Origin of the sequence: Bacteroides sp. 14(A), assembly GCF_000526555.1 — a bacterium.
Taxonomy (GTDB): domain Bacteria; phylum Bacteroidota; class Bacteroidia; order Bacteroidales; family Bacteroidaceae; genus Bacteroides; species Bacteroides cellulosilyticus.
Map to the genome: position 1 here is coordinate 756,575 of NZ_JAGH01000005.1, position 19,519 is coordinate 776,093.

15 protein-coding genes and 1 tRNA gene are annotated in these 19,519 nt (G+C 40.7%); 9 read left to right on the forward strand and 7 right to left on the reverse strand.

The annotated features are described in order from the left end of the window. The first annotated feature begins 2 nt into the window (after positions 1–2). The 3 genes from rfbC to K429_RS0126090 are packed head-to-tail and all read left to right on the forward strand — an operon-like array spanning position 3 to position 2,692. Entirely contained in the window at positions 3–551 is a 549-nt protein-coding gene (gene rfbC / locus K429_RS0126080) for a dTDP-4-dehydrorhamnose 3,5-epimerase (protein WP_007214155.1), read from the forward strand. Positions 552–556: 5 nt separating this feature from the next. Next, a complete protein-coding gene (locus K429_RS0126085) occupies positions 557–1,870 on the forward strand; it encodes a UDP-glucose/GDP-mannose dehydrogenase family protein (protein ID WP_007214156.1) in 1,314 nt (437 codons plus the stop codon). Positions 1,871–1,891: 21 nt separating this feature from the next. After that, complete coding sequence (locus K429_RS0126090) at positions 1,892–2,692, forward strand: DUF4738 domain-containing protein (protein ID WP_022209593.1); 801 nt, start codon at positions 1,892–1,894, stop codon at positions 2,690–2,692. A 41-nt stretch (positions 2,693–2,733) separates the two neighbouring features. On the opposite strand, the gene K429_RS0126095 is transcribed toward K429_RS0126090, so the two are convergent. The 4 genes from K429_RS0126095 to serB all read right to left on the reverse strand — a co-directional run bounded on the left by K429_RS0126095 (position 2,734) and on the right by serB (position 9,807). Beyond that, positions 2,734–4,041, reverse strand: a complete 1,308-nt coding sequence (locus tag K429_RS0126095; protein ID WP_007214158.1) for a DEAD/DEAH box helicase — start codon at positions 4,039–4,041, stop codon at positions 2,734–2,736. A 79-nt stretch (positions 4,042–4,120) separates the two neighbouring features. After that, a complete protein-coding gene (locus K429_RS0126100; protein WP_029328673.1) occupies positions 4,121–5,758 on the reverse strand; it encodes a RagB/SusD family nutrient uptake outer membrane protein in 1,638 nt (545 codons plus the stop codon). Positions 5,759–5,769: 11 nt separating this feature from the next. Next, entirely contained in the window at positions 5,770–8,502 is a 2,733-nt protein-coding gene (locus K429_RS0126105; RefSeq protein ID WP_029328674.1) for a SusC/RagA family TonB-linked outer membrane protein, read from the reverse strand. 75 nt (positions 8,503–8,577) lie between these two features. Next, complete coding sequence (serB, locus tag K429_RS0126110) at positions 8,578–9,807, reverse strand: phosphoserine phosphatase SerB (RefSeq protein WP_029328676.1); 1,230 nt, start codon at positions 9,805–9,807, stop codon at positions 8,578–8,580. 414 nt (positions 9,808–10,221) lie between these two features. On the opposite strand from serB, the gene K429_RS0126115 reads away from it, so the two are divergent. Beyond that, positions 10,222–10,728, forward strand: coding sequence for a thioredoxin family protein (locus K429_RS0126115; RefSeq protein ID WP_007218515.1), 507 nt, complete (start codon positions 10,222–10,224; stop codon positions 10,726–10,728). A 213-nt stretch (positions 10,729–10,941) separates the two neighbouring features. Here the strand turns inward: K429_RS0126115 and K429_RS0126120 are convergent, their stop codons facing one another. Genes K429_RS0126120 through lon form a run of 3 tightly spaced genes read right to left on the reverse strand, consistent with a single transcriptional unit; the run spans position 10,942 to position 15,676 of the window. Next, on the reverse strand, positions 10,942–12,078 hold the full coding sequence (locus K429_RS0126120) for an LptF/LptG family permease (RefSeq protein ID WP_081593094.1): 1,137 nt from the start codon (positions 12,076–12,078) through the stop codon (positions 10,942–10,944). After that, on the reverse strand, positions 12,075–13,205 hold the full coding sequence (gene tgt / locus K429_RS0126125) for a tRNA guanosine(34) transglycosylase Tgt (protein WP_007214164.1): 1,131 nt from the start codon (positions 13,203–13,205) through the stop codon (positions 12,075–12,077). Before tgt ends, K429_RS0126120 begins: the two co-directional genes overlap by 4 nt. Then, a complete protein-coding gene (lon, locus tag K429_RS0126130; protein ID WP_007214165.1) occupies positions 13,202–15,676 on the reverse strand; it encodes an endopeptidase La in 2,475 nt (824 codons plus the stop codon). The genes tgt and lon overlap by 4 nt, the downstream gene beginning before the upstream one ends. Positions 15,677–15,849: 173 nt before the next feature. On the opposite strand from lon, the gene K429_RS0126135 reads away from it, so the two are divergent. The 5 genes from K429_RS0126135 (at position 15,850) to K429_RS0126160 (ending at position 19,469) form a co-directional block, all read left to right on the forward strand. Further along, positions 15,850–16,557, forward strand: coding sequence for a tRNA1(Val) (adenine(37)-N6)-methyltransferase (locus K429_RS0126135; protein ID WP_029328679.1), 708 nt, complete (start codon positions 15,850–15,852; stop codon positions 16,555–16,557). A 366-nt stretch (positions 16,558–16,923) separates the two neighbouring features. After that, a tRNA-Pro gene (locus K429_RS0126140) sits at positions 16,924–16,998 on the forward strand. A gap of 328 nt (positions 16,999–17,326) precedes the next feature. Beyond that, on the forward strand, positions 17,327–17,872 hold the full coding sequence (locus K429_RS0126145) for a NucA/NucB deoxyribonuclease domain-containing protein (protein ID WP_029328680.1): 546 nt from the start codon (positions 17,327–17,329) through the stop codon (positions 17,870–17,872). A 48-nt stretch (positions 17,873–17,920) separates the two neighbouring features. Beyond that, the gene (locus K429_RS0126150) at positions 17,921–18,322 is read left to right on the forward strand and encodes a hypothetical protein (protein ID WP_029328681.1); all 402 of its coding nucleotides are present in this window, start codon (positions 17,921–17,923) and stop codon (positions 18,320–18,322) included. Positions 18,323–19,112: 790 nt separating this feature from the next. Next, entirely contained in the window at positions 19,113–19,469 is a 357-nt protein-coding gene (locus K429_RS0126160) for a lipocalin family protein (protein ID WP_029328683.1), read from the forward strand. Positions 19,470–19,519: the final 50 nt, after the last annotated feature.

The following is a 19,519-nucleotide window of genomic DNA, read 5'->3' on the forward strand; positions in this document are numbered from 1 at the left end:
AGATGAATTACATACAAACGGAAATTGATGGTGTATGGCTGATCGAACCGAAAGTTCTTCGTGACGAGCGTGGCTATTTTATGGAAGCCTTTAAAGAAGAGGAATTCAAAATGCATATCGGTGATGTGCACTTTATTCAGGACAATGAGTCGAAGTCTTCCTTCGGTGTATTACGTGGATTACATTATCAGAAAGGAGAATATTGTCAGTCCAAACTGGTACGTGTTATAAAAGGAAAAGTACTGGATGTGGCAGTGGATTTGCGCCAATCATCACCAACTTTCGGTAAATATGTCTCTGCAGAACTGAGTGAGGAAAATCAACGGCAATTTTTCATTCCCCGTGGATTCGCACATGGTTTCCTTGTTCTGAGTGAGGAAGCTATCTTTATTTATAAAGTAGATAATGCTTATGTTCCACAAGCAGAAGCATCCATTCGTTTCAATGATGAAACCATAGGAATTGAGTGGCCTATAGCAGAAGAACAACTTTTATTATCTCCTAAAGATAAAACAGCTCCATCCTTCCGGGATGCGACATATTTTGAATAAAGAGTATGAAGATAGCCATCGTCGGTACAGGATATGTCGGTTTAGTGACCGGAACCTGTTTTGCAGAAATCGGTGTCAGCGTCATTTGCGTAGACACGAACAGTGAAAAAATTGAAGCGCTCAAGAAAGGTGTTATTCCTATCTATGAAAGTGGCCTGGAAGAAATGGTGAACCGAAATGTAAAAGCCGGTCGCCTACATTTCACAACTTCATTGGAGAGCTGCCTGAATGAGGTAGACGTTGTTTTCAGTGCCGTTGGTACGCCTCCTGACGAAGATGGAAGTGCTGATCTCAGTTATGTGCTCGAAGTTGCCCGTACCATTGGTAGAAACATGCAGAAGTACATATTGGTAGTCACAAAGAGTACGGTTCCTGTAGGTACTGCAAAGAAAGTACGTGCCGCTATCCAGGAGGAACTGGATAAACGGGGTGTTAGTATTCAATTTGATGTAGCCTCTAATCCCGAATTCCTGAAAGAAGGAAATGCTATCAATGATTTTATGAGCCCGGACCGTGTAGTAGTGGGAGTGGAGTCCGAACGTGCAAAGAAATTGATGAGTAAGCTTTATAAACCATTCTTGCTGAACAATTTCCGTGTAATATTTATGGATATCCCGTCTGCTGAAATGACGAAGTATGCGGCTAACTCAATGCTGGCTACCCGTATTAGTTTTATGAATGATATCGCTAATCTTTGCGAACTGGTAGGGGCAGATGTCAATATGGTACGTAGTGGCATCGGTTCGGATACCCGAATCGGACGTAAGTTCCTTTATCCGGGTATTGGTTATGGTGGTTCGTGCTTTCCAAAAGATGTAAAAGCACTCATCAAAACCGCTGAACAAAATGGCTATCAGATGCGTGTGCTCCATGCTGTAGAAGAAGTCAATGAACTACAGAAAAGCATTCTTTTCGACAAACTTTGCAAGCACTTCAACAACGAACTGAAAGGTAAGACAATTGCCTTATGGGGACTGGCTTTCAAACCGGAGACGGATGATATGCGCGAAGCCCCTTCATTGGTGTTAATAGACAAACTGCTGAAAGCCGGATGCAAAGTGCGGGCTTACGACTCCGCTGCAATGGACGAATGTCGCCGTCGGATAGGTGAGAGCATTTATTATGCCAAAGATATGTATGATGCTGTACTTGATGCTGATGCTTTGATGCTGGTTACCGAATGGAAAGAATTCCGCTTACCATCCTGGGCAGTTATCAAGAAAACCATGGAGAAACCTGTGGTGTTGGACGGGCGTAATATCTATGACAAGAAAGAAATGGAAGAGCAAGGATTTACCTATCATTGCATCGGACATTAAAAATATAAAACAGAGAGAGTTATGATAAAGTGGGGTACTATTTCTATGGTGCTCGTCGTTGTGCTTGTATCATCCTGTAGCAGTACTAAAAATGGGGAAAATTCCGACAGGGAAGACTTAACCGCTAAAGAATTGCTGCAAGGTGTCTGGCTGGACGATGAGACGGATATGCCGTTAATGCGTATTAGCGGTGATACGATCTATTATGCTGACCCACAAAATGCACCTGTTTACTTCAAGGTACTTCGTGATACGATTTATTTACGCGGAAATACCCTTACAGCTTATAAAATAGACCGTCAAACGGAATATAGCTTTTGGTTTCATTCTCTATCTGATGATATCGTAAAGCTATATAAGTCCGATAATCCGGAAGACACTCTGGCATTCTCCACTCAGGAAGTGGAAGTTATCCCCAGCACTTCAGAAGTAATCAAAAAAGATAGTGTGGTTATGTATAAAGGAACGCGTTATCGGGGCTATGTCTATATCAACCCTTCTAAGATGAAAGTAATAAAAACAGTATATTCTGATGAAGGTATAGGTGTGGACAATGTATACTATGACAACGTGATACATATCTGTGTATATGAAGGCAAGAAATTACTGTATGGCAAGGATATTACTAAAAAAGTTTTCGCAACTATTTTTCCGGAGGAAGTGTTAAATCAGACCATTCTTTCCGACATGAATTTTATAAATGTGGATGGAAAAGGCTATCACTATGAAGCCATGCTCCGTATTCCGGAAAGTTCCGTTTATCATCTCGTAAGCCTGACTATCGGTACTGATAAGCAATTACATATAAAAATGGTGGAGTAAAACTCCACCATCAAACAATATCTATTAAAGAAATCCTTCTCTTATTTGTTGCTTTTTCCTGAAGGATTAGCACTTTTTCTCGGAGCATTACCTCTTCCTTTTGAAGCATCTCCTTTCTTCGGAGCATTTCCACTACCTTTATTGGTATTTCGTCCTTTAGCACGGAAGTTACGTTTGCCCCTTCCGTCATAACTACGTGGCTTGTATTCGGGTGACTCACCTAATTCTTCAGGTACAGGTATTTTATAAATATCTCTTTCCAGGAAATTCTCAATTTGCTTGAAGTTACTTTGTTCCTTTTCATTTACAAAGGTTAGAGCAACACCATCGTTATTAGCACGCGCCGTACGACCAATACGATGAACATAGTCTTCACTGTCATGCGGAACATCATAGTTAATCACAAGACGAATATCATCAATGTCAATACCACGAGCCACGATGTCAGTGGCAACCAGAATGTTTATACGACCTGCCTTAAACTCATGCATCACTTCTTCACGCTGTGCCTGTTCCAGGTCAGAATGCATTTCGCCTACATTCAGCTTCATCATTTTCAAGGCCTTTGTCACTTCCTTTACTTTCAACTTGGATGATGCGAAGATAATGACACGCTCCGGTGTTTGTTCAGCAAAGAGACTGCGAATTATACCCAACTTCTGATTTTCATAGCAAACATAGGCGGCTTGCACAATTTTATCAGCAGGGCGTGAAACGGCAAGTTTGACTTCAGCGGGATTATTGAGAATGGTGTTGGCAAGTTGTTGTATTTTTGCAGGCATGGTAGCAGAGAACATGATGGTTTGCCGTTCTTTAGGCAAATACTTCACAATCTGCATGATGTCATCGAAGAAACCCATATCGAGCATGCGGTCGGCTTCGTCAAGAATGAAATAGGAAACACGGGAAAGATCTACATATCCCAAACTCAGATGAGCTATCAAACGTCCCGGAGTAGCTATAACAACATCGGCTCCCAACATTAGCCCCTTCTTTTGCTGTTCAAAGAGTATCCCATCGTTACCACCATAAACTGCCACACTGCTGACAGGCATGAAGTAGGAAAAACCTTCCATCTGCTGATCTATTTGTTGCGCCAATTCTCGTGTGGGAGACATAACAATACAGTTTATAGCATCTTCAGGATGTCCACCTTCGGAAAGTTTATTCAGTACAGGCAACAGATAGGCAGCCGTCTTACCGGTTCCGGTCTGTGCCACGGCTATTAAATCTCTGCCTTCAAGTATAACGGGAATGGATTTCTCTTGTATAGGTGTGCACTCATCGAAGCGCATGGCTTCCAGTGCATCAAGCACCTGATCATTCAGTTGTAGTTCGGAAAACTTCATGTTTCTTTTTATTTAGTCGCAAAGATAGGAAATAAAGTGATTATCACAAAAGAATGAAGCTACTTTGCAATCCATTCCTTTAATACCCTGGATGCTGTTCCCATTCCGGATTCATTTGTCTGATTTTCTCGGGAATGGGGAAGACAATAGTATACCCACTTTCTTCGTTGGGAAGTTGCGGACGACTGTTGTAAGAACGGGTAAACTGTCCAAAACGAATTAAGTCCTGACGCCGCCAACCTTCCCAGGCCAATTCTAATTGGCGCTCAGCCAGAAGATTGTCCAAAGTAGCAGTACGTTCCGGTGCTCCTACACGGGTACGCACCTGATTCAGTTCTTCATCTCCATTGCGTCCGTCACGGACTTTGGCTTCACTCTTCATAAGCAATACATCAGCGTAACGAAACAGAACAATATCATTCTCCATCAATTTTCCATCTTTCATGGCTTTGTCATCTATCTCATATTTTTTCATACGGGCACCGGCAGTCTTTTCATAAGGTTCATCAGACAGATCCAGTTTAACCTTCCACGGTTCGTAAACTAAAGCTGTTCCATCATCCAATTTCACGACATTACCTTTCAAATCATAAACAGTACCTGCATAATAGCAATAATCAAAACGCGGGTCCTGTTCGTTTGTCTCGTATCCAAAAGTCTGTAAGGCTTCGATAGTGGCACTTGATCCATTCTCACCAGACAAACCTAACGCTTTGGCATGATTATAATGACGCGAACGGAAAAGATATTGCATCTGATTGGTATATAGCGTCTTATTCATCGGAATAGTGAAGATGTTTTCAACAGAGCCTTCATTATATACGGCAAAATTGGCGGCATAATCTGATTCAAGACGATAACCTAAAGCTGTAATTTGGTCACAATAGAATTCTACGGTCTGCCAGGCATTGAATGTATTGCCATCCACATCAAAGAAGATTGTTTTCCCATCCGGATGGGTATCATCCACCCAGTTATTATCCATATAAATTTCTGAATTCAGTGCCAGTTTTGCAAGCAGGAAGTAGGCTACGGGACGTGTCAAGCGGCCATAGTAATTACCAGAACGGTTACTGAACTGAGCGGGCAGAAGTGGGGCTGTCTCTTGTAGTTCCTTGAATATGAAATTAAAGATATTCTCACGTTCACTCAGTACAATATCTTTTGAGGCAACCTTGGAAGATAGAACCAACGGAATACTACCGAACAAGTCCGTCAGATAATAATAGTACATTGCACGTAAGGCACGTACTTCGGCACGATAGGCTGGAAGTTCTGCATCTGCATGTGTAAGTGCATAGCTTTCAATTTGTTCCAAAGACTTATTACTGAGCATTACTACTTTATAGAGATATTCCCAAGTGGCTTGTATCGCATCATTATTTATTCCCCATTTGTGCAAAAATAGTCCTTGCCAGAAACCACCGTCGTACCAGTCACCACCACGAGTAGGCATAATGGCTTCATCGGTTGTAAAAGTATTCAGATCATATATGCCGCGTCCCGTTCCCTGCAATCCTTGACTGTCGGAATTTCCTCCAATGTAGTTATAGAGAGAAGCAACCGCATTCAGATAAAGTTCAGTAATGTTACGATAGCCTTCTTCTTCGGGTAATGCATCGCGGGGACTTTCTTTTAGAAAACCATCACATGAGATCATGCACCAACTGAAGGTGACCAAAACACAAAACGAACGAATTATGGAATATCTTTTCATGTCTTTAAGGTTTAGAAGTTTACACTTAATCCGATGGTATATGTGCGGTATAAAGGATAATTGCGTTTATCATCTATACCTAAAGTAGAATTCACCGATGAACTGTTTATCATGGGTGTCAATCCGGAATAACCGGAAATAGTAGCCAGATTGTTGACCGTCAGTGACAGGCGAAGTGATTGCAGGTAACGGGTATTTTTCAATGGAACATTCCAGCCCACTGTGATATAGTCGAAGTTCACATAATCACCATCTTCCAACCAATAATCTGTAGCTGTCTGATCCTTTATATTCCGTGTAGGCGCTTTCTTCATAACGTTATAGTCGGGAAAACTATTCATATTCATATAAGTAAGCGAAGTACCATTATAGACTTTATGCCCGAATGCACCGTTTATCTGTAACGATACATCGAAATCTTTATAACGAAAACTGATATTAGAGCCAAGAATTGTTTTTGGAACTGCCTGACCTGCTATGTACCGGTCTTCACCATCTTCCAGACTAACACCACCACCATTCAAATCAGCAATCTGATAAGTATAGCCTCCGTTACCATCGGATACTAATCCTGTGCAATGGGGGAGGTAAAATACCCCCAGCGGCTGACCTACAATCTGGTAAACGATATGATTATATCCGCCATGAAATCCGGCACCATCCAATCCGGCAAGACTCTTGTATTCTGTTGCTGAAATATGTTCACCCTGATAGTTGCCGTCGAGGGAAAGCAATTTGTTTTGTTGAAAAGTCAGGTTAGCATTGATATTCAGTTCCATATCTTTGGTTTTCAATGGAGTTATGCCAATGGATAGCTCTGTTCCATAATTACGCATGGAACCAATGTTTGCCAGCAAAGTGTTGTAAGCGAAAGGCGGTACACTTACATTATAGAGATAGAGCATATCTTTCGTCTTGGAATTATAATAGTTGGCGGTCAGTAACAACCGGTTACCCAGCAAAGCCATTTCTATACCGGCATTGAAGGTCTGTTTCACTTCCCATTTTAAGTCCGGATTCATATTCTTCAATTGGTCCATTGTGACCACAGGTGATGAACCTACCGGAGCAACTCCGTTCGGGCGTATCAGATTCAGCGAGGTGTACGAATCAATTCCATTTTGGTTACCTGCCAAACCATAGCCTGCGCGGACTTTCAGATTGTCAATGAAAGGCAGTTTCTCCATAAACTTTTCCTTGCTAACTACCCATGCAACAGATACAGCCGGAAAGAACCCCCATTTATGATTACTGCCAAACTTGGAAGAGGCATCTCCACGGGCATTCACTGTCAGTATATAACGATCATCGTATGTATAGTTCACACGTCCCATGAAGGAGGCCAGACGAGGATCTTCATAATAAGAATTAGTTCCTTCCCACGGACGGAGAGCACCTCCCTGAAGATTGTTATAGCCCAGACCATCAATACTGAAATTAGTAACTGTGGTATAGAATCCCGAATATTGGTCTTTTTGCACTTCCGCCAGCCCCAAAACATCAAAGAAATGCTTCCGCCATTCTTTCTTATAAGACAACATCAGATTCCCCAATAACGATTCCATTTTCTTAGTTCCTTTGTATGCCTGCCCTTGCGCCCAGACCGCAACCGGCAGATACTGTGAATTTTCAATCACATTATAGGTGTAGGAAGCAAACAGTGCCAGTTTCCATGCTTCAGACAAATTAAATGTCAACCGTGCATGCGTACTAATGTGCGAAGTAGCGTCTTTATCATTCACATCCATCCATGCCAGCGGATGAGACAACTGGCTGGCAAGAACACTTCCATCCCAACTTCCGGTTTCCGGATTCTTATGATTAGGGAAAGTGGGATTAAATGCAGCAGCCGAATAAAACACTTTATGTAAATTTACCAGGTTACGCTCTTGCTGTATAGAACCAAACATTCCGAGATCACATTTCAGAAAATTATCAAATACGTACTGCGTCATATTCATATTCGATGTGAAGTTCTGCAACTTTTCATTGACAATTACTCCTTCACGATTCATCAAAGCAAGTGAAACACGATAGTTGGAGGTGTTTGTTCCACCGGAGAAGGCAATGTGATGATTATGTTGCAGCCCTGTTTGTTCTATTTCCTTCTGAAAATCGGTATTGTTTCCCAAATCAAGAATAGAAACGCCACGTTCTTTAGCTACTGCCCGGAATTCATCTCCATTAAGCATTCTTACCGTTTTATAGCTTGAAGCAATACCGAAGCTACCATTATAGTTCACACTTGTACGCCCACTAACACCTTTTTTAGTGGTAATTTCAATAACACCCGATGCTCCGCGCGAACCATATTGCGCTGTTTCCGAAGCATCTTTCAAGATAACAAAACTTTCAATATCCGCCGGATAGATAGACATAAGCATACTCAAATCACCAAAAACACCGTCTACAATAATCAACGGATCATTGCCAGTAGTCAATGAAGTGGTACCACGCAAGCGGACAGCATCCAATGCTGCAGGTCCGTTGGAACCTTTCAGAATAGTCAAACCCGGTACCCGTCCGCGGATTGCATCCAGTGGATTGGTTATCTGGTCTTTATTCATCTGGTTTTCGGTGATTCTTTCTACAAGTCCTGAAAGGTTCTTGCGAAGGCCTGTGGCATATCCAACAGTCGTTATAGAGTCAGGGAGGCTAACGTGAAGTTTTTCTTGTGCAACGGCTTGAAGGCCAGGGACAGTCAAAAACAAAGAGAGATAGAAAAGGTTCCGTATTCTCTTCATAGTATTAATATTTAAGAGGTTCCGCAAATATAGATGTCATTATATGAAACAAATATATTTGCGGAATAGTTCAGCTCATTTCGGCAAATCGATATATGAGTCCTTGAAGCCTAAGAAATAGAGCACTCCATCGAGCCCGATTGTATTGATGGACTGTTTGGCATTGGCAACCACTTTGGGTTTAGCATGAAAAGCGATACCCAAACCGGCAACACCCAGCATCGGAAGATCATTGGCTCCATCACCCACGGCAATAGTTTGAGCAATATCCACTTTTTCCACCTGCGCAATCAGACGCAACAGTTCAGCTTTCCGCTTACCGTCTACAACATCTCCCAAATAACGTCCAGTCAACTTACCATCCACAATTTCCAGTTCATTGGCATATACGTAGTCAATACCATATTTTTGTTGCAAGTATTGTCCGAAATAGGTGAAACCACCGGAAAGAATGGCAATCTTATAGCCGTACTTTTTCAACACATACATCAATCGGTCTACTCCTTCTGTTATAGGCAGGTGTTCCGCTATATCCTGCATTACAGATTCATCCAACCCTTTCAGTAAGGCTACGCGTTCGCGGAAGCTTTCGGTAAAATCTATTTCCCCACGCATGGCCCGTTCGGTGATGGCTTTTACTTCATCTCCTACACCGGCACGTATGGCCAATTCGTCAATTACTTCCGTCTCAATCAGTGTGGAGTCCATATCGAAACATATCAGACGGCGCATACGACGATACATATTATCGAGTTGAAAAGAGAAGTCCATTTCAAGTTCGCTCGCCAGCTTCATCAGTTGCTCTTGCATGGCAATGCGATCCTTCGGAGTTCCACGGACGGAGAATTCGATACACGCACGAGTACGTAAATCACATTCATCCAATGGGATACGTCCCGTCAGGCGCTTGATAGCATCAATATTCATCCCCTGTTCGGCAAGAATGCGGGTGACTGCGGAGATCTGGCGGGCAGACAACTTACGTCCCAGTAAAGTAAGGATATAGCGATTTTTTCCCTGCATATTGACCCAATCTTCATATTCTTTCACCGAAATAGGATAGAAGCGAATCGTCACTCCCAAAGAAGATGCCTTGAAAAGCAACTCTTTCATAATGAATCCTGAATGTTGTTCCTCTGTCTTGCATAAGATACCCAATGACAGTGTATTATGAATGTCCGCCTGACCAATGTCAAGAATAGTAGCGTCGTATTTAGCTAAAATTTCTGTAACGGATGCAGTTAATCCCGGACGATCTTCGCCCGTAACGCGAATAAGAATAAGTTCTGTGCTCAACGGTTGCATATAAAATTGTTTATCTAAATTAATGAGTAACACGGTGCAAAAGTAGATAAAATTCCTGCTATATACACCAATTAACATAGAAATATGTATTTAACAGTAATATCCATGAAATGTTTCCTATTTCTCTTGAGGATATACTTGATACAAATGATAAAAACACATAATATATATTCGAAAATCACCGGATCAATACTGTGCAGAGAGGTATCCAGAGATGCAAAACATGTTATATAACATGAAAAAGTCAACCGTTTACTTGATTTTCAATAATAAAGTTATACCTTTGTCGCCGATTTAGAACGAGTGGTTCTATAATCTTAGTAAACGTTGATTGTATATTTGTTAGCTAAGACGTTGTTTTTACCGTCTGACAAACATCTATAAATCAACCAGTATTAACCAAAACCGCCTTACATGAAGCATGTAAAATGGATTTTTGTTGTATTACTAATTAGTTCCTTGACTTCTTTCGTAGAAAAAGACAAACCTACCGGAGGTTTAAATGTGGGTGACATAGCCCCTGATTTTAAAATCAAAACTATGTCGACTGAGCAACAACCTATTCAAAATCTCTCCAAGATGAAGGGAAAATATGTGTTACTCAGTTTCTGGGCAAGTTATGATGCGCAATCCCGGATGCAAAACGCAAGTTTGAGCAATGCGCTTCACTCAACTTCTCCAAACAATAATGTGGAAATGGTTTCCGTATCATTTGATGAATATCAATCTATCTTCGAGGAAACCATTCGTAAGGACCAAATAGTTACGCCCACCTGTTTCGTGGAAACTAAAGGCGAGTCGTCCGGCATCTTTAAAAAGTACCGTTTAGGCCGGGGATTTACTAACTATTTACTGGATGATAATGGTGTAATTATAGCCAAAAACATCTCTGCTGCAGAACTTTCAGCTTACTTGAATTAAGCTTTCACTGCACATTGCCATGAAAGATTTAAAGAACCTGTAAGACGAAAGTGGGGTTGCTTCTAAAACTTATGTGATGAAAAAAGCATCGTTAGAGTCAAAAGAAGCAAAGACAAAAGAGGAAATGGATACAACAAAAAAGCCCCTCCTGCACTTGTGGTAACACAAGGAGCGGGAGGGGCTTCTTATTTTTGTTAAGTTGAGTTGGCTACTCTATTTCGGTGCCTTCTGATACAGATAAAATGCAATGAACGCATAGAGTATATTCGGTATCCATACAGCAATTACCGGAGGAACATTACCATTCACTGCAAAAGTGGAAGCAATCGTCTGGAACAAAATATATGAAAAGCTCAATGCCAAACCTATCCCCAAGTGTAATCCCATTCCCCCTTTAGTCTTTTTCGAAGAAAGAGAAACACCTATCAATGTGAGGATAAATGATGCAAACGACATGGCAATGCGTTTGTGATATTCAATTTCGAACTCTTTGATATTGGCAAAGCCGCGCTGCCGCTGCCGGCTAATATATTCGCTTAATTGTGGACTGGTCATCATTTCCTGTTGATTTTTCATAATAAGAAAATCGGCAGGTTCCATAAAAAGAGTACTATCGATGCGGTCTCCCTTAACAATATTCTCTTTCATACCATCCATTTCACGTATCATATAATCCTTTATAATCCATTTATGGACGGAGGCTGTATCATAAGTGATAGATCGTGCCGTAAGATGAGAAACCAACTGTTTGTCTTTAAACTTATCCAATGAAAAACGATATCCCGTCTTGCTATAATCTTCGAAGCGTTCAATATAAGCAATGACGCCCGAATCTACTTCCAACTGAATGTTACGAGCTGTATTCGATTTGCGCTGCTTATAATATTTATCTTCAAAGTTAATACGCGTCACACTACCTTGGGGTATGATATAAGAACCCAAAAAGAATGTTACTATTGCAATTATAGCTGCTGACACCATGTAGGGACGAAGCATCCTCTTAAAACTCATTCCAGTAGAGAACATCGCAATAATCTCGGAGTTCTCAGCCAGTTTTGAGGTAAAGAAAATAACCGCAATAAACACAAACAACGGACTGAACAGGTTTGCAAAGTAAGGAATGAAATTCAGATAATAATCGAAGATTATGGCTTTCCAAGGAGCTTCGTGTGACATAAATCTGTCCATCTTCTCATTAAAGTCGAATACCACTGCAATGGAGATAATCAATGCAATGGCAAACACATAAGTTCCAAGGAACTTCTTAATAATGTAGAAGTCGAGCCGCTTCAACCATTTCCAGTTATCCGGCATCTTTATACCTTTCATGTTCCAGTTCAGTTTTTTCATAACCTTGTCGATACGCGTTTCACCATCATCGGTTTCCATGTGGAGAAATCACCGGCAATGATGTGCTTGCGAGCTTCACCCACCAGCCACAGATAAAATGCCAAATTATGAATAGATGCAATTTGCATAGCCAGTAACTCCTGTGCATGGAACAAATGACGCAGATACGCCTTACTATATAAGGTATCTACCGCAGAAGCTCCATCTGCTTCAATAGGCGAGAAGTCTGTTTCCCATTTCTTATTACGCATATTGATGATACCATCTTTGGTGAACAACATGCCATTGCGTCCGTTTCGGGTTGGCATTACACAATCGAACATGTCTACACCGCGCTCGATACCTTCCAAAATATTGACCGGTGTACCTACACCCATCAGATACCGTGGCTTATCTTTCGGTAAGATTTCATTCACCAACTCAATCATCTCATACATTTTATCCACAGGTTCACCTACTGCCAGACCACCGATGGCATTGCCATCCGCACCCTTCGATGCTATGTATTCTGCCGACTGCTTGCGAAGATCAGGATATACACATCCTTGAACAATAGGAAAGAGAGACTGCTGGTATCCATACTTCGGTTCCGTTTCATTGAAACGCTGAATGCAACGGTCCAACCAACGATGTGTGAGTCCTAATGACTTTTTGGCATACGCATAATCCGAATCTCCTGGAGGACATTCGTCAAACGCCATCATGATATCTGCACCAATCGTACGCTCGATATCCATTACCTTTTCTGGAGTGAAGATATGTTTACTACCGTCGATATGTGAACGGAATTCTGCACCCTCCTCACGTAGTTTACGGATACCTGATAATGAGAACACCTGAAATCCGCCACTATCTGTCAGCATAGGACGGTCAAAGCCGTTGAACTTATGCAGTCCTCCGGCTTTTTCCAGTACGTCCAATCCCGGACGCAGATATAGATGATAGGTATTCCCTAATATGATTTGCGCCTTAATATCTTCTTTCAGTTCGGTTACATGCACACCTTTCACCGTTCCTACGGTACCTACCGGCATAAAGATAGGAGTTTCTATCTGCCCGTGATCGGTAGTTATCAATCCTGCACGCGCATTACTTTTACTGTCTGTATATTGTAAGTCGAATGTCATTCTGCTTTCTTTTCTTTCTTTACGGACAAGTCGATGGCATCGGCAACCTTCTCATTGGTCAGCGCAATGGCAAACACCTCTTTCACATCTTTCACGTAATGGAAAGTTAACCCTTTGAGGTATATTTCCTGTATCTCATCAATATTCTTACGGTTCTCTTCACTTAGAATAATATTCTTGATGCCGGCACGTTTCGCAGCCAGAATCTTCTCCTTAATACCACCCACGGGAAGTACCTTGCCACGAAGTGTTATTTCTCCTGTCATGGCAAGATTTGCCTTCACTTTACGCTGGGTGAGGGCAGAGGCGAGAGAAGTGGCCATGGTGATACCTGCCGAGGGGCCGTCCTTAGGAATAGCACCTTCCGGCACATGTACGTGGATATTCCAATTATCAAAAATATCTTCATCCAGATTCAGCAAAGAAGCGTGTGCCTTGATATATTCCAAGGCCAGCATTGCAGACTCTTTCATGACATCACCCAGATTTCCGGTCAACGTCAGACGCCCACCTTTTCCGCGGCTCAAACTGGTTTCTACAAACAGGATTTCTCCCCCCACGGCGGTCCATGCTAACCCGGTCACTACACCAGCGTATTCATTGCCCTGATATTTATCACGGGTATACTCAGGTGCTCCGAGGAACTCATACAAATCTCCCGGTTTGATTTCCTGTTTGGCAAAGTAGCCATCCGTAGCATACTGGCGTGCCGATTTACGAAGTATTTTACCTATCTTCTTCTCTAATTCGCGTACACCACTTTCACGGGTATACGACTCGATAATAGCTTCCAGCGTATTCTTTGGTATTTTGATATCATTCTTCTTCATACCGTTGGCTTCCAGTTCTTTCGGAACCAGATGGCGACGGGCTATTTCAATCTTCTCTTCAGTGATATAACCACTTACCTCAATCAACTCCATACGATCGAGCAACGGTCCAGGGATAGTATTCAGATTATTTGCAGTAGCAATGAACATTACTTTAGATAAATCGTAATCTACATCCAGGAAATTATCATGGAATGTTGTATTCTGTTCCGGATCAAGCACCTCAAGCAAAGCAGAAGAAGGATCTCCCTGACGATCTGAACTCACCTTATCTATTTCATCCAGGATAAACACCGGATTGGATGAGCCGGCCTTGATCAGACTTTTGATAATACGTCCCGGCATAGCACCGATGTACGTCTTACGATGTCCACGTATCTCTGCTTCATCATGCACGCCACCCAATGACATACGGATATATTTCCGTTTGAGGGCAGCAGCGATAGAACGCCCCAAAGAGGTTTTACCTACTCCCGGAGGGCCATACAAACAGATAATAGGCGACTTCATATCACCTTTCAACTTCAATACAGCCAAGTGCTCCAGAATACGTTCTTTCACCTTCTCCAAGCCATAATGATCTTTGTTCAGAGTCTTCTCAGCATTGACTAAGTTCAGATTATCTGTAGTGTATATTCCCCACGGCAAACTTAGCATTGTTTGCAGATAATTGAGTTGCACACTATAATCAGGAGATTGTGGATGTGTACGTTCCAGTTTATCCACCTCTTTCATGAAAGTGTCTCTTACTTCCGCACTCCACTTAGTAGCGATTGCTTTACGGCGTAATTCTTCTATTTCCTGTTCCTGGCCACCACCACCCAATTCATCTTGAATGGTCTTAATCTGCTGTTGCAGGAAATATTCACGTTGTTGCTGGTCAATGTCTTCCCGTGCACGCATCTGTATGGACTCCTTGATTTCGGCAAGTTGCACTTCCCGATTCAGTATCTCCAACAAACGATAAGTACGTGCACGCAATGCATCAATACGCAGCAATTCAATCTTCTCATCTTTTTTCAGCGGAAGATTCGTGCAGATAAAATCCACCAAGAACATAGGATTCGTAATATTCTTGATGGCAAATGCAGAATCCTGCGGAAACATATCAGATGATTTGATATATCTTATAGTCAGATCCTTGCAAGCTTCCACCAATGCATGGAATTCCTTATCATTTTTGTCAGGAATATCTTCTCCCAATGCTTTTACGCGCCCTTTCAAATAAGGAGTTGTATCTACAATTTCTTCCAATTCCATACGTTTGACGCCTTGCAGAATAATAGTGGTAGTCTGATCAGGCATTTCCAAGATACGGATAATCTTACCTACCGTACCAATAGTATGCAAATCTTCCAACGAAGGCATCTCCGTTTCTGCTACCTTCTGGCAAACCACTCCGATATATGCACCTTTTTTTTCAGCTTCACGTACTAATTTCATGGAAGTCTTTCTCCCGACAGATACCGGCATAAATACACCTGGAAATAAAACCATATTCCGTAAAGGTAATATCGGAAGTATCTCATTCACTTCAATATCCATCAACTGTTCTTCATTCCCCTCAAAATCAGCAATCACTGAAAAAGTGTTTCCTTCTTCTCTTGCTTCCGTATCTTTTAGGTAAAGTCTTTTCTTCATTTCGTTCTTTTTAAGTTTATGTCATACTGACAGGGCTTATAAAGCGCCTGCAAAGTTAATCTATTCTTCATTAATATAAAGCACCTTTTCTATAAAAAGACAAAAACGGTGCCAAATTTGTCGTAATATTCCCGACTTTGTCTATTTTTGCTCTCTATTAACAACTACAATCTATGTCAAATCCTTATTTTCAGTTTAAACAATTTACTATATGGCACGATAAATGTGCCATGAAAGTAGGTACAGACGGAGTGCTGTTAGGCGCTTGGGCAGAGGCAGAAAGCTCGCAAAAAATCCTCGATATAGGAACTGGCACTGGACTGATAGCGATAATGTTAGCACAGCGATATTCATTGTCGCAAATCACGGCTATAGAAATAGATGAAGCTGCGGCAGCTCAGGCTAAGATGAATGTAGCCCGTTCTCCATGGATAAAACGAATACAAGTTATCTGTAACGATTTCAGTCTATTTCAGACCGAAAGTAAATATAATCTGATAGTTTCTAATCCACCATATTTTGTTGATGCATTGAACTGCCCTGACAAGCAACGCAATATGGCACGTCATACCTGTGAACTAAATTATGAGTTACTTTTTCGACGCTCGGCACATCTCCTTGAAAAGCAGGGGAGGGTATGTGTTATCATTCCTACCGAAGCAGAAAAGTTAGTAATTGACACAGCCTGGAAATACAAGTTGTACCCTTCGCGTCGTCTTTATGTCTTCACCAAACCGGGTAAACCAAGCCGAAGAGTACTTATTTCATTCAGCCACGAAGAACATGAGTGCATAGAAGAGACTTTATGTATTGAAGTGGAACACCATCAATTTACACCGGAATATATTGCACTGACAAAAGATTTTTATTTAAAAATGTAGTTTGATGCTATCATGCCTTTATCTCAATAGACAGTTATTTTGTTGGATGTTTCCATATACAAAATAAGCTACTAAAAAATCAGCAGCTTATTCTTTTTATAAGATAGTTATAATAACGACTCTTTTTTAGCACTTCTGACAGGCTGTTTTAACCTCTCTAATTCATGTGATAAAAGAGCGTTTTCTTCCCATGCGATTATATTTTATGTTTTTATGGGGAGTTGGTACGGAGCAAATACGAAGTTGGCCCTGTCTAAATGGGTATTTATGACCTCATCTGATTTTTTTTTGTAAAAAGAGTCGATTTGTTTTGTTTATTACAAAATAGTTTCTACCTTTGCACTCGCTTTTAAGAAATAAAGTATTCGGGGTGTAGCGCAGTCCGGTTAGCGCACCTGCTTTGGGAGCAGGGGGTCGTGGGTTCGAATCCCGCTACCCCGACTAAAGTCTAAAAGACTGAAAACTAATTAATTAAGACGACGTAGAGCTGATGCAATTTGCATCGGCTCTACGTCATTTATAGCAAAAATTGTGTTATTTGACATTCTTTCTATGCTAATAAAGGAGATTTTCTTATAACTATCTTATAACTGATTTTAAACTCAAGTAATGAGAAGGTCCTTGAAAAAACATAAGTTCATCGAAAAAATGGTAATTAATTATATAACTAAAATCTAATATTATGAAATGCTATTGTAGTCAACACTCCCCTAAAGAGGATAATAAATGTTCGAAAACGTTGAGTTTCTCGGATTATAATTCAAACATTATGTTTAAAGACAATCGAATTAGTCATAAAATGCAAAAGGCCAATATAAATAGTATCTGCCAAAGAACTACTGCTATAGATCCTCTTTGCACCCAATTTAAAGAAAATCATATCATAGAAAAGAGCAAGACTCCTAATATATGGGAGTTTACAGCTTGTGCAATAGATAAAGGAGCTCCAAACACTTTGAATTATATTCCAAATAAAGAATCGGTAGTTTATGTAAGGAATATGACAAATGGAGAAATAGTTACTAAAGTACAAGCCGATAAAGAAAAAATACCATACTCGCCAATAAGCATTCATGAAGTAAATCGTGTAAAGGTGCTTTCTAGAGATGATAATCAATTATTTAAAGATGTAAAGTATGCGCCGGGGCTTTCCAGAGATGAATATCCGTATGCATCTACAATTGAAGGTGGAAGTGATGGATACTGGGCGTATGTCCCTGTGCATGAACAATCAGTTCAAGGCGGTAAACTACAAGGATTATATAAGAGGCTACTAAGCAGTGGGTCCTCAGAGTTTGATGTTGTTCTAGCATAAAACTCTTCAATATAGAAAGGACAGATAGAATCAACTAATTAAGAAGCAATGAAAGGTGAGCGACAACATACAGACTTTAATGAATATGATGACACCCCGGTAACATGTCCGAGATGTGGTTCTACTCAGATACACGCTGAAAAGATTGCTTATGGTCAATTTCTCAGTAATAAGATATTGATTAGCTGTTTAAAATGCGGTCATCAATTCAGATTAAAGAAACAGCCGATACCTGATAGATTAAGCGTGCATCCTCTTGAAAGGACTAAAGGTCTTTATGTGACGTGTCCCAATTGTGGAAAGCTTTCTGGTACGGCGTGTTATGCATGTCCAAAATGTGGCCGTAAGTTTTTGCAAGAAGACTTTGACAAGGCAAGAAAGATAAAAGGAACAGGTTGTTTTACTGTCATAGTGATTGGGGGGCTGGTTGTTTCCTTGTTATTTATGTAATATAAAATAATTCAAGATCATTCACTACACTTGCGGAACTTAAGCAAAATGACAAAATGTAAATCGTGATGTCCTACGTTTCATCCTTTCGTATCAATAGTTGGCGTAGTGCGAAAAGACGCAAGGATTTCCTGTTTGGTAAATGCCGTATGATTTATAATAATGAGGGAAAGTGTATTTTGGAAAGTGAGTTCTTTGTATTTCATTCTTATTTGATTGCGTATTTGATATATTTCCTAAAAAGTGATTATTAGATTTCGTTGCTTATCTTCTTCAAAACAGAAAAATATCACCTGCTTTTCGGAGGGGCTACACCCTTTTTCCGTGATAGTATCACCCTTTAGTGATGAAGGTGTAGCCCTATGAGGCAAAGGGTGTAGCCATTTTCCAAATTACATCATCCGTTTGGATCAAATAGATGGTCTGTTTGGTTAAAACAAATCATGCAATAGCGCTGAATAGACCATCTGTAGCATACCAATAGATGATATGATAATGATAAACTAAGGTTTTATTCTTCCAGAAGGGCCTTTTTGACAGAAAACCTTATTGCTGATAATGGGGAAATACAAACGTATTGAAGAGAAATATCGTATTTCACTATCTTATTGCCATATTGGACTGATTGCGTAAATCCTGATATGCTTTGGCCAATCAAGCTTAGGGAAAAGAACGTTAGCCTGCGAAACTTAAATATAGAATAATAGCTCCGGAACGATATTTTTCAATTATCTTTATCCCCTGAAAACAATTGGTAGGTTTCAACGTTACACTATAATAAAAAGACATCATGAAAAAACAAATCATTAGCATGGCGGTCATGGCAGTTGTATTTGCTGCCTGTGGTGGTTCTAAAGCTCCCGCTACCGTAGTAGGATCTTGGGTAATGCCCATTAACGGGCAACCTGGAGAAGTGCAAGGAATCAAACTGGAAGAGAATGGAGAAGCATCTTCCATTAATATGCACACTTTGATATACAAAGAATGGGAACAACAAGGTGACCAGCTTTATCTGACAGTAAAAAGTATCGGTAATGGAATAGAGATTGAAGGTGTGGATACACTGAAGATTGACAAGCTAACGCCGGATTCGTTAGTGTTAAGTTCCAATTATGGATATACTCTGGAGTATATAAGGCAGAAATAATACAAACTGCAATATATAAATCCCTGACGACTTTAAAGTATTAAATATCG

Excerpts from the sequence above, each read along its gene's own strand:
- rfbC (WP_007214155.1), top strand. The coding sequence starts at position 3 with ATGAATTACATACAAACGGAAATTGATGGTGTATGGCTGATCGAACCG.
- K429_RS0126085 (WP_007214156.1), top strand. The coding sequence starts at position 557 with ATGAAGATAGCCATCGTCGGTACAGGATATGTCGGTTTAGTGACCGGA.
- K429_RS0126090 (WP_022209593.1), top strand. The coding sequence starts at position 1,892 with ATGATAAAGTGGGGTACTATTTCTATGGTGCTCGTCGTTGTGCTTGTA.
- K429_RS0126095 (WP_007214158.1), bottom strand. The coding sequence starts at position 4,041 with ATGAAGTTTTCCGAACTACAACTGAATGATCAGGTGCTTGATGCACTG.
- K429_RS0126100 (WP_029328673.1), bottom strand. The coding sequence starts at position 5,758 with ATGAAAAGATATTCCATAATTCGTTCGTTTTGTGTTTTGGTCACCTTC.
- K429_RS0126105 (WP_029328674.1), bottom strand. The coding sequence starts at position 8,502 with ATGAAGAGAATACGGAACCTTTTCTATCTCTCTTTGTTTTTGACTGTC.
- serB (WP_029328676.1), bottom strand. The coding sequence starts at position 9,807 with ATGCAACCGTTGAGCACAGAACTTATTCTTATTCGCGTTACGGGCGAA.
- K429_RS0126115 (WP_007218515.1), top strand. The coding sequence starts at position 10,222 with ATGAAGCATGTAAAATGGATTTTTGTTGTATTACTAATTAGTTCCTTG.
- K429_RS0126120 (WP_081593094.1), bottom strand. The coding sequence starts at position 12,078 with ATGAAAAAACTGAACTGGAACATGAAAGGTATAAAGATGCCGGATAAC.
- tgt (WP_007214164.1), bottom strand. The coding sequence starts at position 13,205 with ATGACATTCGACTTACAATATACAGACAGTAAAAGTAATGCGCGTGCA.
- lon (WP_007214165.1), bottom strand. The coding sequence starts at position 15,676 with ATGAAGAAAAGACTTTACCTAAAAGATACGGAAGCAAGAGAAGAAGGA.
- K429_RS0126135 (WP_029328679.1), top strand. The coding sequence starts at position 15,850 with ATGTCAAATCCTTATTTTCAGTTTAAACAATTTACTATATGGCACGAT.
- K429_RS0126145 (WP_029328680.1), top strand. The coding sequence starts at position 17,327 with ATGTTTAAAGACAATCGAATTAGTCATAAAATGCAAAAGGCCAATATA.
- K429_RS0126150 (WP_029328681.1), top strand. The coding sequence starts at position 17,921 with ATGAAAGGTGAGCGACAACATACAGACTTTAATGAATATGATGACACC.
- K429_RS0126160 (WP_029328683.1), top strand. The coding sequence starts at position 19,113 with ATGAAAAAACAAATCATTAGCATGGCGGTCATGGCAGTTGTATTTGCT.